Origin of the sequence: Polyangium fumosum, from assembly GCF_005144585.1 — a bacterium.
Taxonomy (GTDB): Bacteria; Myxococcota_A; Polyangia; order Polyangiales; family Polyangiaceae; genus Polyangium; species Polyangium fumosum.
This window is the reverse complement of the sequence record NZ_SSMQ01000014.1, coordinates 198,051-211,962: the sequence shown is the minus strand read 5'-3', so window position 1 is coordinate 211,962 and position 13,912 is coordinate 198,051. Positions and strand designations below refer to the sequence as shown.

8 protein-coding genes are annotated in these 13,912 nt (G+C 69.3%); 2 read left to right on the top strand and 6 right to left on the bottom strand.

Annotated features, from left to right (window positions below):
- From E8A74_RS16225 to E8A74_RS52300, 4 genes are all read right to left on the bottom strand, one after another.
- Nucleotides 1-351 (bottom strand): RNA recognition motif domain-containing protein (locus E8A74_RS16225; protein WP_136929912.1); only part of this gene is annotated, 351 nt, incomplete at its 3' end.
- A gap of 388 nt (nt 352-739) precedes the next feature.
- On the bottom strand, nt 740-1,276 hold the full coding sequence (locus E8A74_RS16220) for a hypothetical protein (protein WP_136929911.1): 537 nt from the start codon (nt 1,274-1,276) through the stop codon (nt 740-742).
- 41 nt (nt 1,277-1,317) lie between these two features.
- The gene (locus tag E8A74_RS16215; protein WP_136929910.1) at nt 1,318-5,448 is read right to left on the bottom strand and encodes a serine/threonine-protein kinase; all 4,131 of its coding nucleotides are present in this window, start codon (nt 5,446-5,448) and stop codon (nt 1,318-1,320) included.
- Nucleotides 5,445-6,338 (bottom strand): hypothetical protein, encoded by an 894-nt coding sequence (locus tag E8A74_RS52300; protein ID WP_170229161.1) that lies wholly within the window; start codon nt 6,336-6,338, stop codon nt 5,445-5,447. Before E8A74_RS52300 ends, E8A74_RS16215 begins: the two co-directional genes overlap by 4 nt.
- A gap of 310 nt (nt 6,339-6,648) precedes the next feature.
- Between E8A74_RS52300 and E8A74_RS16205 the strand changes: the two genes are divergently transcribed.
- The gene (locus E8A74_RS16205) at nt 6,649-8,145 is read left to right on the top strand and encodes a serine/threonine-protein kinase (RefSeq protein ID WP_136929909.1); all 1,497 of its coding nucleotides are present in this window, start codon (nt 6,649-6,651) and stop codon (nt 8,143-8,145) included.
- A 15-nt stretch (nt 8,146-8,160) separates the two neighbouring features.
- On the opposite strand, the gene E8A74_RS16200 is transcribed toward E8A74_RS16205, so the two are convergent.
- Nucleotides 8,161-11,595: a class I SAM-dependent DNA methyltransferase gene (locus E8A74_RS16200; protein WP_136929908.1), complete on the bottom strand. Its 3,435-nt coding sequence runs from the start codon at nt 11,593-11,595 to the stop codon at nt 8,161-8,163.
- A 520-nt stretch (nt 11,596-12,115) separates the two neighbouring features.
- Here E8A74_RS16200 and E8A74_RS16195 point away from each other — a divergent pair.
- Nucleotides 12,116-12,922: a hypothetical protein gene (locus E8A74_RS16195; RefSeq protein WP_136929907.1), complete on the top strand. Its 807-nt coding sequence runs from the start codon at nt 12,116-12,118 to the stop codon at nt 12,920-12,922.
- Nucleotides 12,923-13,173: 251 nt separating this feature from the next.
- On the opposite strand, the gene ung is transcribed toward E8A74_RS16195, so the two are convergent.
- A complete protein-coding gene (gene ung, locus E8A74_RS16190) occupies nt 13,174-13,893 on the bottom strand; it encodes a uracil-DNA glycosylase (protein ID WP_136929906.1) in 720 nt (239 codons plus the stop codon).
- Nucleotides 13,894-13,912: the final 19 nt, after the last annotated feature.

Below are 13,912 nucleotides of genomic sequence, written 5' to 3'. Positions count from 1 at the left end.
GTAACCGCCGCCGCCGCCACGGCCGCCGCCGCCGCCGCCGCCGAAGCCGCCGCCGCCGCCGCCGAACCCACGGCCACCGCCACCGCCGCCACCCTCACGCGGGGGACGCTCCTGGGCCTCGTTGACCTTGAGCGTGCGGCCGTCGAGCATCACGCCGTTGAGCTGCGAGATGGCGTTCGTCGCCGCGCTCGCAGAGCCCATCGTGACGAACGCGAAGCCGCGCGGCTGACCGGTCTCACGGTCGGTCGGCATCGCAATCTCGCGAACTTCACCGGCAGCCGAGAACGCCTGCTCGAGGGTCTCGCGGGTGGTGCTGTAGGAGAGGTTGCCTACGTAGAGACGATTTCCCATGACATGATGCTTTTCACGGCTTCCTTCGCGCGCTGGAGCGCCATCTCTGCCGACCATTCGACGAAGCCGTAGCGATCGAACGGGGACGTGCCGCGCGGGTCAGTCCGCGCCAGCACACGCTGCGTCTTCCAGTCGTTCGAGGCGAGCCACGTCCCCCTCCGAGTGGAGGGAGGAAAGAAAGCGTCGTGTCGAGGGCCAGTGACGTTCGTGAGGCGCCTACCGTACCCCGACGCGCCCAAGGTCGCAAGCCTGTCGCAGGCTTTTCTCTGGGACGCCGGAGGCCCCGTTCGGACGGAGAACGCAGAAGACGCGGAAAACCGCGGGGGGCGCCGAGGTGACGACGCCGCCTCGGAGGCGCGGGCCCGGGTTCGTCCCGGAACAGCGTTCGTCAAGCCAACCCCAGCCGCTCCCGGGCCCCCTTCACGCCGAAGATCGTGCCCCCACCCGGCGGCACGATCGGAGCGAGCAGGATCGACGCGAGGATCGCCGCGAGCGCGAGCGGCGCGTCGGGATCGTCCCCCTCGGCGACCTCGCTCGACACCTGCCAGACCCGAAGGCCGCGCTGGACGAGCACATCCATGCCCGCGCCGCCGATCGCCGCCGCGCCCGCCTCCGCGCAGAGGCGCGCCTCGGGCGCCTCCTCCACGGGCACGGTGACCACGTGCACGCGCGACGCGGCGCGGTGTCCCTTGCGCTGCACCAGCATGACGGCCGCGTCCGCCGCAGGCGTCTCGCCGTTCGGATAGGCCTTCGGCTGCTCGATCTCGAGCGTCACGCCGAAGAACGTGCGGGCCTTGTGCGCCCAGAGCGCCATGTCGACGCGGGCCGATGGCTCTTGCGCGAGGAGCGTGTACGCGCGCGAGACGGGGAGCGGCTCGACCCGGAAGCTCGCCCAGCCATTGCGGTCGACATCCTCGACATCCATGCCCGCACGATACGCCGTCCGCGACGGCCCGGGTATCGGCATTACGAACGCAACGTCGCTTCGTCCGATCGCGTCCGCGCGAGGTGGCGCTCGATCCGGGGCGTCATGACGTTCGGCAGGGTCCGCCCGATTTCGAGCGCGCGCTCGAAATGGCGCCGCGCCTCGGCCGTGCGCCCGCGGCGGAGCGCCGACAACCCCCGGGCCTCCATCACCTCCAGGCGCTCTTGCCCCACGGAAAACTCGCGCGAGCGAGCTTCGAGCGCGTCCCAGGTCGCGTCGTCCGTGTCCCGCGTGGCGAGCTCCAGCATGACGCAGAGCACGTCCTCCGCCGGCACCGGGAGCGCCGGGCCCGTCTGCGTCCGGATGCGCGCCGCCGCCTCGCGCGCGCCCTCGAGGTCACCACGAAAATGCCGCAGACGACCGTCGAGCAGGGCGATCACAGGTCGCGGCGCGCCGCCCGTATGCCGCACCTCGAGCGCGAGCGCGCGCGCCGCGTGAGGCTCGGCTGCGTCGAGGTCGTCCCATAGATACAGGTACTCGCCGAGGTTGTGGTACGCGAGGATCTCCAGCCAGTCCTGGCCGAGCTCGCGGCCGAGCCAGGCGACGCGTTCGAAGTCGGCGACCATGCGCGCCTTGTCCCCGACGAGCGCCGCGAGCAGCGCACGCGCGTTGATCACGCTGGCGAGGTGGAGGTCGTCACCGTGCGACTCGCAAAGCTCGATCGCGCGCTCGATCGCGCGCTCGGCCTCGGCGAGGCGGCCGAGCGCCGGCAGCACGAAGCCGAGCATGGTGAGCGAGACGATCCGCGGCTCGTACGCTTCGTCCCCGATCACGTCCGCCACCTCGATCACGTGCTCGAAGAGCGGGACGGCCTCGGCCTCGCGGCTGAAGCGGAGGAGCGACAACCCCTGGCCGAGCAGGAGGCGCGCGAGGAGCGCAGGCGGCCGCGCTTCCGGGAGGATCCCGACCGCCGCGACGACACGCGCGCGTGACGCCTCGTAGTCGGCCATCCAGTCGAGGACCGTGGCCTCATCGAGCAGGATCTCCGCCTCCGCGAGGGGATCACCTGCCGCGGCCTCCCGCGCGAGGGCGAGGTCGTCGAGCGCGTCCGGGTAGCGGCCGAGCCGATAGCGCATGAGGCCGCGTCCTCGGAGGGCGCCCTGGCGCAGATCGAGGGGTTTGCCCGGGGCCCCCGCGCTCGTGGTCGATGCCTCCAGGGCGCGCGTGTAGCAGCGCTCCGCGTCGAGCCAGTCGTGCCGCGCCCGCGCCGCTTCGGCGAGCACGAGATAGGCCCGCTCGCCGAGCGCGCGCTCGCCTGCGTTCGTCGCGTGGTGCGCGAGCTGCGCGAGGGGGCGCTCGTCGCCGCTCGGGGGCGATCGGCCGTCCCAGCCAGAGGCTTGCTGGAAATACGCCATGGCCGCGAGGTGGATCCGAGCGCGCTGGGTCTCCGGCACCGAGCGCGCGATCGCCTCGCGCACGAGCGCATGCCGGAACGCGTACCGGCCTGCGCCGTGGCGCGCGAGCAGCCCCGCGGCGACGAGCCGATCCGAGCCGATCCGCGCGTCGAGCGGGAAGTCTCCGCCGGCGCTCATCCGATCGAGCCGCCCGAGCACGCCGTGCATCTCGGCGACCGTCACCTCCGCGCCGAGGACCGCGGCCAGGCAGGCATGCGCGCGCGCCGCGGGCGGCAGCGCGTCGAGCTCACGGTGCGCGAGCCACTCGATGAGCGGAAGATCCGGCAGATCATCGAGCTCGTCGGTCGCGAGGAAATACCCGCTGCCCGAGGGGTGCTTCCGGACAATCCCTTGGGCCTTGAGCCCCCGCACGAGCTCGACGAGCAGGAGCGGCACGCCTTCGGCCCGCGCCGCGATCCGCGCGACCGCCGACTCGGGCACGTTCTCCGCGGGCCGTAGAAGCTCGCGGCAGAGCGCGGCGGCGCTCGTGGGATCGAGCGGGCCGAGCCGATGCACGGCGCGGCGATGCGCCCGCGCGCCCCACGACGGGTGATCCTCCTCGAACGACGGCCTGCCGAGCAGGCACACGAAGAGCGGCGCGCGCGCCTCGGCCCGCGCGGCGAGATCCAGGATCGCGAGCGTCGCATCGTCGGCGAAATGCGCGTCGTCGAGGATCACGCAGAGCGGCGCCTCGAGCGCCCTGCGCCGCAGCGCCTCGCCCACGCTCACCGTGAGCAGCGTGCGCAACGCGCCCGGCGCGGCCTCGATCGCATGCAGCGCGGAAGGGCGCGTGCTCGGCGCGCCGCTGCCCTTCGAGATCCACCCGAGCGAACGCGCCACGGTCGCGCCGGCCTCGACATGGCGCGCAGGCCCGAGCCTCGCCGCGAGCAGCTCCCGCCCGCCGTCCTCGGGGGCCTCGGCGGGCAAACCGAGAGCGCGTTGCAAGAGATCGCGCACGCTCCCCGCCGCGCCATGCACCGGCTCGTGCGCCGAGAACACGATGAGCCGCGTCCCCGGTAACACCTGCACGAGACGCTCCACGAGGGCGCGCTTGAGAAAACTCTTTCCGCAGCCCGCTTCGGCGAGCACGACGGCGACCGAAGGCAGCGCACCTTCGATGGCCTGCCGCCCGAGCTCCGTGAGCGCGTCGAGCACGCGCTCGCGCCCGGAGAGCGGGATCGCGGTGCGCGATGACGTGACGTCCGTGATCTCGCCCGATGACGTCGGCGGCGTCTCCTCGCCGCTGCCGTCGAGATAGCCGGGCAGCGGATCCGGCGCGACGCCCGAGGCTTCGAGCACCGCGCGGGCAGCCGCCGAGAGGGAGACGCCGCGCGGCGACGAGGGCTTCGGGAACCGGTCTTCGCGGGCGATCCGCGGCGCCAGGATGCGGCGGGATCCCTCGGGGCCGAGGTGAACCGCGACGGCCGCGAGATCGAGCCCGACACGCTCGCAGGCGCCCTGCTCCGTGAGCGAGCGCGCGGCTTCGAGGGCGCGCCGCGCGGGGTTCTCGTCGACCTCGTGACCGAAGGCCGCGACGTATCGGCCTGCGGAGGCGTGGACGATCTGCGCGCCGAACGGCTCGAGCGCGCGCCGCAGGGCGATCGCGTCGAGGCTCGACTCGAAACAGGCGATGCACACGACGCGCCGCTCGGCGCTCTTCGGCGCCTTCGCTCCGGGCGGCGGATCGAGCGTGGGCACCGAGAGCACGAGGTGCTCCTCGTTCGGCAGCGCGAGCGCGGCGGCGAGGCTCGCGCGCAGGTAGGCGGCCGACGGAGGGCGATCGGCGGGGGCCTTGGCGAGGCACCGCAGCACGATGTCCTCTACCGAAGACGGGATCGATCGCCCGAACGGCGGCGGCGCGACGGCTGAAGGGGGCGGCGGCCTCTGGCTCACGTGGCCCTCGCGCACGAGCGGCGCGGGACCGAAGAACGGCGGGCGCCCCGTGAGCATCTCATAGAGCAAGATGCCCATCGCGTAGATGTCGGCGCGCGTGTCCTCGCCGCGGTGTCCCTCGCACGACTCGGGGGCCATGTACTCGCTCGTGCCCACGATCGCGCCCGCCGCCGTGAGCGCGGGGGCCGCGGGCCAGACGCCGCACGTGATGCCGAAATCGAGCAGCACCGCGCGTTTGCCCTCGGCGTCGACGAGGATGTTTTCCGGCTTCAGATCGCGGTGCACGAAGCCCCGCGCGTGGAGGGCCTCGAGCGCGCGCAGCACCGCGAGCCCGAGCAGGATCGCCTCGCGGGCCGGCAGCGGCCCCGCGCGGGCGAGCAGGTGATCGGCGAGCGTCCTCTCGGCGACGAGCTCCATGACCACGTACGTGCCTGTGGAGGCGAGCTCCTCGCGCGCCAAAAAGGCCGGCACGTGGGGCGGGCCGACCGCGCGCATCACCTCCACCTCGCGCACGAGGCGCGGCGCGGCCTCGGGCACGTCCGGATGCGCGAGCTTGATGGCGACGCGCGCTCCGTCCTCGATGCGCCGCGCCGCATACACCACGCCAAACCCTCCGCGACCGAGCGTGCCGGACACCTCGTAGCCTGGAAACACCGGCGCGGGCGGCTCCGGTGGCTCGGGCGTGATCGTGTCCGGCGGGCCTGTGCCGTGCTCGGGACAACCGTCCACGGGTACGCGCCGCCCGCACGCGAGGCATCGAATGCCTCGCCGTGGGCCCAGGGAGACCGGGCCCTCGTCGAGCGGCGCGCCGTGAACAAACGTCATGGCAAGAACACCGTCACGACCTCCGTCGTCTTGCGAGGCGGGTTCACCGCCGCATCGTAGACGCATTTTGGACGAAATCCATTGTTCGTATCGAGCGGATCACATACGGCCTCGCAGGAGCCGCGCCGCTCGATGATCCCGCAGTTCTCGATTCCGTCGGGGCCGACGTGCCCCGCGGCGCAGTCGCGCTGGACGCTGCGCGCGTAATCTGTGTTCGGGACATATACACAGGAATGCAGGAACGGCGTCGGCGCGAACAGGTTCCCCCAGAAAGCCCCTTCCTCTCGAGGAAAGATGAATTTTTCGAGGGTCCCTGCATGCTTGATTGCGCTGTGGGAGGCTCGCATCGAGATCAGGACCGTCACACCATACCAATTCGTCCGGGCCGCGAGGCACGCCGAGACCCACCGTTGCCCCGTCTCGTCGAGGGGCCCGGTCGCCCAGGAAGGCGCGAGGCCGAGCTGGCCGACGTAGATCTCCGTCCGCTCGACGCCCTGGAGGTCGATCCATGTCACCGCGAACGATTGGGACGGATCGAGCGCACACCCCACGGCATAACGGAGGAACATCCGCGACCCATGCCCGGTCTCGCCCGGATCCTGCAGCGCAGCGAGCGTGTCCGGGCTGAAGGCCGACGGCGTGAGGGCGTTCGGCTGAATCGCGTTCGGCTGGATTGCGTTCGGCTGGATTGCGTTCGGCTGAATTGCGTTCGGCTGAATTGCGTTCGGCTGAATTGCATTCGGCTGAATCGCGTTCTCCTCGACGAGGCCCATCACCGCGACCCCCTCGACGGCCCCTTCCTTCTCTTCCAAGAACGCGTCCTCTGCGTCCCCACAGCCCACGAGCGTCCCCAACGAAATCGCCAGCCAAGCGAGCGTGTTGCTTCGCATATTGTCTTCCCCCACCCCTGCGCGAACATGAAAAATACGAAATCGAGAAGAAAGTCGGCAGTACTCTAGCACCCGGAAAGCACACACGAACCGAAAACGCAGCGGGTCGAAAAAGAATGACCCTGCGCGAGTCGTTCGAATCTGTCCGCGACGCGCGCCGCAGCGAAATCCGTCACGCGTGGACCTGCGAAAACGTTCGTTCACGGACGCGCGGCGACGCACGGGACGTGCTATCGTAGAAATATCTACGATTGATTGGTTTCCGCGGAGTCCGCCCCTTCGGGGCAGGACGGAAAGCAGGGGGCAGGCCATGGGGGGAATCAACGACATGACCACGCGGCCACACGTCAAGGCCAAGGAGAACGGGCGCGCGGGGGAGCTACGCGCGGGGACGAGCGTCGGCGATTATGTGATCGAGGATCTCTCCTCGTCGGGCGGGCACGGGTCGGTGTATCGCGCGCGCCACCGCGTCGACGGCGGCCGCGTCGCCATCAAGGTGATGCACCCGGCGCTCACGGCGCTGCCGCGCATGGCCGAGCGATTCGTGCGGGAGGTCGAGGTCATTCTGCGGCTCCACCACCCGAACATCGTCGATGTCCACGAGCTCGGCACGTTGTCCGACGGCACCCCGTATTACGTGATGGAATACCTCGAAGGCACGACGCTGCGCAATTATCTCGGCGCGCGCGGGAGGCTCGCGCCGGACGAGGTTCTCTCGATCCTCGAACCCGTCTGCGCCGCGCTCGCCTCCGCGCACGAGGCCGGCATCGTCCACAGGGACGTGAAGGCGAGCAACATCATGATCGGCGAGGGACCGCCGCGCATTGTAAAACTCCTCGATTTCGGGATTGCCAAGCTCCTCGCGCCCGAGCCGGGCCGGGGCGGGCTCACCTCGATCGGCCAGCAGCTCGGCACGCCCTCGATCATGGCGCCCGAGCAGATCCTTTGTGGTCCCATCGATGCGCGCACCGACATTTACGCGCTCGGCGCGCTCCTGCACGTCCTCTTCACGGGGCGCCCGCCCTTCGAATCGAGCATGCACGAGGGCCTCGTCGAGCAGCACCTGGCAGCGCCTCCGCCGCGCCCGAGCCAGCGCGCCCCCGTGAGCCCCGCCCTGGACGCCATCGTGCTCCGGTGCCTCGAAAAGAAGCCCGAGCGGCGATTCGAATCCGTCAGTGCATTCTTCGATGCGCTGCGCGAGGCCGTGCGCGACGGCCGCTCCGAGGAGACGGCCCGCGCCGAGGCGGAGCGGCGCGCGGTCGGCATCCACGTGGACCTGCGTTTCCCCGAGGGCGCGGACGAGGCCGACGAATCCCTCGTCACGGCGCTCGCGCAGACCCTCGAACGCGCCGAGGAGTGCATGCGCTCGGGCGGCTTCGTGCTCGCCACGGTCACGAGCACGCAGCTCCTCGGGGTCAAGTTGCTCTCGGCCGATCCGGTGCACGCGAAGACCGAACGCCGCTCCGCCGTGCAGTTTGCCCTGACGCTCCACGCCGCCCTGCAGCAGGACGAAGGGAGCGCGGTGCACGCGAACGTGGCCCTCCACGTGGACGCGGTGAACGTGCGCGTCGCCGCGGAGGTGGACATCGCCTCGGGTGACCTCGCGCGCACGGAGGCGTGGGCGCCTCGGGGCAACGTGGACGGGCTCGCGGCGACGGACGCCGCCATCGAGGGCTTGAACGGCAGCGCGGGCGGCTTCTTCCTCGAACCGGGCCCGTTGGGCACGACGATCGTCCGCCGGGCCGCGACACGCCACTCCAAACCCTCCCACACGATGGTCTCGGGTCAGGGCAGGCCGGGGACCTGAGCACCTTCCGGCGGGTCAGGATACCGCGCGCCGTCGCGCGACCTTCCATCGCTTCCCGCGCTCGACCGAGACGACGACGCCAACGGCGGCGAGGCCATCGAGCAGATCGGCTACGTCGGCCTTCTTCGCTCCCTTGAAACTTGCGGCGATGTCGTCTGCGCTGAACGCTCCGCGGAACGTGCCGAGGCGATCCCGGACCGCAGCGATCTGCTCGGGGAGCTTCTTCGGCCAGGCCTTCGCTTTCTGAGCCTCGACGGCCGGCGCTTCCTCGTCGTCGGGCGTCTCTTCAGCAGTGGCGATCGTTGTCTGTGTGGCGGCCTGCGCGCCGCTCGGGTTCTGGAACTCGGGGCGCAGCCAGCGAATGATCCCGCGCGCCTCCTCGGCGGCCCGCTCGGCGTTCAGGGCGACGAGCTTCTCCAGGATCTGCTCGTCGGGGAGGTCAGCGGGCCAGCCGTAGGCCTCGAAGACCGCGGCGTCGAGATCTTCATGCAGGCTCAGCAGCGTCGCCCCGAGGCCGGCCTCCCACACATTCTTGTCGCTCTCATTGAGGGTCCCCCCAGCGCGCACGACGTCGAGCGCCTTATAGAGCTTCGTCAACGTCAACGATGGATGCGACGCCTGCTGCTGCTTGCGGTGCGAATCCAACCGCTCGGCGAGATGCGCGATGCGCTTGCGGATCCGGGGCGATGCTTCGGGGAAGGGAAAGGGGTCGAAACAACGAGTCTTGTTGTACCGCGGGTCATGCCGGATCCCCAGGCGCCCCCCGGCAGCAAGAGCCCAGCACACGTGAACACGGCTGGACAGAACGCCCAAGAAGTAGGCATCGTCCACCGCGACTGCGACCACCATGTTGTCCGGAAGGATCTCACCATCAAGAAATAGAAAATAACGCCGCCGGGCGCTCTCGGGAGTTGCTATGTACCGCGAGAGTCCCCGGAGAGCTGCGCGCAACTCCGTATTCCTCCGGCCAAAGAGCCACCAGTTTTCGCGCCGGTAACGCTCGTTGTTGTGGTCCCGTTCCGGCTTCACCCGCTCGACGATCCGGTGGTACACCGCGGGGAACTGCGCCCTCACTTGCTCGGCGGTCAGTCCGTCGAGATCGAGCACGTACAACCCCCGCGAATGAGCGGCGAGATCGTTACCATTGCGGTACGGTCTGATATGCCGCTCGATGCCCCGAATCGAGCCCATGCCGAGCTTCTGTAGGTCCTTGGGCTCGACGAGGAAACCTGCACCATGGAGCTTCACGCCAGGCGAGCTCAATCCGAGATTCGAGCGTAGCGCAGACACGCCCGCAACATTCGCGCCAATGGTAAGATCGGTGTTGATCCGGCCGCTACACCAATCCAAATCGACCCGCACCTCGCCATTTTCGGCGTGAAACTCTCGGACCACTCGCCCCCTGAGCCCGTCCTGTTGTCCCGGAGCGAGAACCGTCATCGCGGTCCGCACTTCGGCGCCACCCGATGCCTGGTCGTACTTCGCGGTCGTCCAAGGGTGATCCGCAATCGCAAAAACCAGAGAAGCGGGGTTCTCCTCCTCCAGGTGCGCCTGCACGATCCGGCGATTGCGGGTCTGCGTTATGCTCGTTGTCGTGATGAGCCCGGCCCTCGAGACTGCCCCCCTGCGAACGAGCGCAGCGGCATGATGCCACCAATACATTACAAAATCAGCGGAGTCCGGCACTTCAGGATAGCTAGCGCGTAGCGCCTCGGTATAGCCGTTCCCCAGTTCAGTACGCATCCGCCAATTTCCTAGGAACGGCGGATTTCCGATAATGTACCCAGCCTGAGGCCATGCAGCCTCCCGTGGGTTTACGTACCGATACTCGGGCACCGTCGCCTTCTCATCCGGCACCATCTCCCCCGTGACGGGGTGCTTCTTCATCGTCTCTCCGTCCCATCGGGTCACGGGCTTGCCTTTCTCGTCGCGGACCAGCTCCTCCCGCTCCCACGCGAGCACAGCATCCCGGCATTCGATGTTCCGGAAGTCCTGGAGAACGGGCTCCGGCGGCGGCGTCAGCTTCCCATACGTGCGGAAGTGCCATTGGAGGTAACCGATCCAGAGCACGAGCTCCGCGATCTCCTTCGCCCACGGCTTCACCTCGATCCCGAGGAACTGCCCGGGCGACACGCGGATCCCCTCCGCATGCAAGAGCTCCTGACGCTCGCCAAGGTCATTGAGCAGGGCAAGAACCTCGCTCTCCAGCCGCTTGAAGAGGTCAAGCGTCACGTAGAGGAAGTTGCCCGACCCGCAGGCCGGATCGAGGACGCGCGTCTGCGTGAGCTTCGCGTGATAGGCGCGGATGGCCGCGCGTGCGTCCTTCTCCTTGCCGCTCTGGTAAAGCTTCCGTGCCGCCGTCTGCACGTTCTCCCATTCCTCGCGCAGCGGCTCCTCGATCGTCGGACGGATCAGCCGCTCGACGTAGGCGCGGGGCGTGTAGTGGGCCCCGAGCTTGTGCCGCTCCTTCGGGTTCAAGGCGCGCTCGAGGAGCGTGCCGAAGATGGCCGGGTCCACCTCGGACCAGTCGCGCCGCGCGGCCTCGAGCAGGAGCGCGAGCGATTCCTTGGAGAGCGGCAGGCCAGTCGGTTGCTTGAAGAGCCCGCCGTTGAACCGCAGGAGCTTGCCAAAATAAGAGAACGAGGTGCCCTCGTTCATCGCCGTCCAGAGCCCTTCAATGGCGGCGGGGAAGGCGCGAGGGTTCGTGATCCAGTGGTGCTCCAGCCCTTCCGTGAAAAGCCGCGACGGCAAGAGCGCCACATCCTCGGCGAACATCGTGAAGATGCAGCGCATGAGGAACTTGGCCACGGCCTCGGGCGGGTTCTTTTCAACCTCCAGCTTCTTCGCGAGCTCCGCGAGCTGCGCGGCGACCTCCCGCGTCACCCGCTCGGCGCGGCGCGAGGGGTCGAGGGAGAGCGGATCCGTGAAGACCGCGCGCAGGGTGTCCACGTGTTTCGCCAGATCGCGGAGGTAGATCCGCCGGTTCTGCGCGTTCGGGAAGGCCGGCCAGCGCCGCGTGCCGTCGAAGTCGGCATAGAGCTCGAACACGTACCCGATGTCGCAGACGATGAGGAACGGCGGAGGCTCGTCGAGCGCGCTCGCGTAGCCGAGGGCCTGCCCGCGTGCGTCGACCATCGCGAGATCCCAGGAGTCCGTCCCGCGCTGCGTCTTGCCGCTCTTTTTCGTCCCGACCGCGGCGGCCTGCTTCGCTTCGAGGAGGAAGCAGCCATGCTTGGAGAGGTCCGCGCGCTTGGTCGTGACCTTGCCGCCCTCCTGCGTCATCGGGATCGGCTTCTCGAACACGTACCGATCGCGGGCCGGGTCGCCCGTGGCCGGCTCAGGCCGGGGGACGCCCAGCACGTCGCAGAGCTCCGCGAGGAAAAGGTCCTTGTTGGCGCGCTCGGAGGCGCCGGAGGCGCTCCACTTTTCGACGAAGGCAGCGACGTCCATGGCGGGGGCGCGAGGCTAGCCCACGGACGCGCCTGGCGGGAGGGTCGATCGCGGCAGCGACGCGCGTACCAAATCCACCCAGCGCCCCCCGTTTGGGCCCCCTCCACCGACCGAAGCGCTCGATGAGGGCCTCCCCTGGGCGCGCCCCCTCATGCATCATCCTCCACGGGCCCCGCCCGCGGGCGCGCCCCCTCTTCGCCTGGCCTCCCCCCGCCCCTTGCATGACCGCTGGAGGTCATCGCTCCCCCGGGCGGCGGCTCGCCCTCACGCGCGGCGCTCGAGCCTTCGAGGTGTCGCAGGGGCTCTCCCGCGCGTGCCCTCCCGCGTGGAGGCCTGAAGGTGGGCCTCGCGGAGTCGCTCGCCGTCGCGACGAGACCACCGTGCGCCCCTGGGTCGCGCATCCTTGCCCGCGCCGAGCCCTCCCGGGCGTTTCCGCACGCAAGATTTCAACGTCGAAGGCCCTCCCCGAGGGCCACGTTCGCCTTGACGCGCCCGCCGTCTCCCAGCGACCATGCCGGCCATGCTCGCCAATCTCACGGATTTCTTCAATTTGGTGCGATTTCCAACCGGCCGCCGTGTCTACACGTTTCATCGCGTGTACGACATCGCGAAGGCCCTCCCCGCGCCTGCCATCGACGCGCTCGTCGCGGAGGCCATCGCGGCCGACGAGAAGACCTTCGCGCTCGAGCAGCGCTGGGCCACGAAGCGGCGGACCGGCAAGCCTTCGGCGAAGCAGGTTCGTGCTCAAAAAGCACTCCAGCGGCTCGACATTCAGCTCGACAACGCGCTTTCCGGCTTCCGCGGCGCGGGGGAGGCGCTCCTCAAGGGCGCCGACGAGGACGAGGACAAGGAGCTCATCGCCGATGTGGAGACGCTCCTCCACGCCGTCTTCCCCAATGGCGTCGCCGCGATCACGAACGCCCCCTACGACGTCGAGCTCATCGCCGTGCATGCGATCGTGGGGAAACTCCAGGGCGAGCTCGCGCCGCTCGTTCAGAAGCTCGGCCTCGGCGTCAATGCCGCGCGTATCACGAAGCTCGTCATGAAGTACGACGAGGCCTTGAAGTCCACCGACGACCTCGATTTTGGCATGGTGAAGGCCGCGCGCGAGGCCGGGCAGAATTACCTTTTGCGGATCGTGGCCAAGATCCTCGGCACGTACGACGAGCCGACGGGCGATCACGCGCAGAAGCGCGCCGCGCTGCTCGCGCCCGTGGTGAAGCAAAACGAGGCGATCCGGAGCCACATCCGCGCGCGCAGGAGCGCGCCCGATATCGATCCGAAGACGGGCGAGGAGCAGCTCCCGGAGGAGGCGACGGGCGGCTGAGCCGAGCGCAGGACGGCCGTGAAAGGCCAGCGCTTTCTCTTGACGAGGGCGCTGGCCGTTGGGGGGACCGGGCGGAGGCCCCTCGGCGGCGCAAAGGGGACGCCCAGCGCCCCATCGAAAGAAGGATTCCCATCGCCTTGCCCCGATGCACAGGCCCCCAGAAAGACGAAGAGCCTGGAGGCGCACGAGGTTGCGCGAACGCTCGCACGACGGGTCAAGCACGAAGGTGCGTACGTGCCATCTCCGTCCCTCTACGGGGAGTGATCCTGGCCAACCAACCCCGCGCCGAGCTCCCGCCGCGGGGGCAACCTCCAATCGATCTCGGGTTTTCCCAGCGAGCGAAGCGCCGCGTTGATGGCGGAGAACGGCCTCGTCCCGGAAAAACTCCGCACCGAGAGCGGCGAGGGGTGGCCTGTCTTGACGATGGGGTTCCTCGACGTATCGACGAGGCGCGCCTTTTTCTGCGCGTGCGCCCCGAAGAGCGCAAAAACGACCGGCTCCTTTCGCGCCGACAGGGCCGAAATCACGCCGTCCGTGAACGTCTCCCAGCCCTTGCCGCGGTGCGACCCCGCCTCGCCGGCCCGCACCGTCAGGATCGTATTCAAGAGAAAAACCCCCTGCGCCGCCCAGGGTTCGAGGCAGCCGTGGTCGGGCACCTCGAAGCCGGGGATGTCCTCGCGCAGCTCGCGGAACATGTTCGCGAGCGAGGGCGGGATTCGCTGGGCGTGACAAACCGAAAAGCAGAGCCCGTGCGCCTGCCCTGGGCCCACGTAAGGATCCTGGCCGAGCAGGGCCACGCGGACCTTCTCGTACGGGGTCTCCTTGAACGCATTCCACACCTCGTCCTCGGGCGGAAACACCAGGTGGTTTTTCCGCTCCTCGTCGACGAACGCGCCGAGCTCGGCGAACGAGGGGCGCGAGAGCTCGGCCGCGAGGACCTTTTGCCAGGAACGGGGGATATCGATCTTCATGGCTCGGACACGCCCCATC

Coding starts and splice junctions, on each gene's coding strand:
- E8A74_RS16220 (WP_136929911.1), bottom strand. CDS start 1,276: ATGGATGTCGAGGATGTCGACCGCAATGGCTGGGCGAGCTTCCGGGTC.
- E8A74_RS16215 (WP_136929910.1), bottom strand. CDS start 5,448: ATGACGTTTGTTCACGGCGCGCCGCTCGACGAGGGCCCGGTCTCCCTG.
- E8A74_RS52300 (WP_170229161.1), bottom strand. CDS start 6,338: ATGCGAAGCAACACGCTCGCTTGGCTGGCGATTTCGTTGGGGACGCTC.
- E8A74_RS16205 (WP_136929909.1), top strand. CDS start 6,649: ATGGGGGGAATCAACGACATGACCACGCGGCCACACGTCAAGGCCAAG.
- E8A74_RS16200 (WP_136929908.1), bottom strand. CDS start 11,595: ATGGACGTCGCTGCCTTCGTCGAAAAGTGGAGCGCCTCCGGCGCCTCC.
- E8A74_RS16195 (WP_136929907.1), top strand. CDS start 12,116: ATGCTCGCCAATCTCACGGATTTCTTCAATTTGGTGCGATTTCCAACC.
- ung (WP_136929906.1), bottom strand. CDS start 13,893: ATGAAGATCGATATCCCCCGTTCCTGGCAAAAGGTCCTCGCGGCCGAG.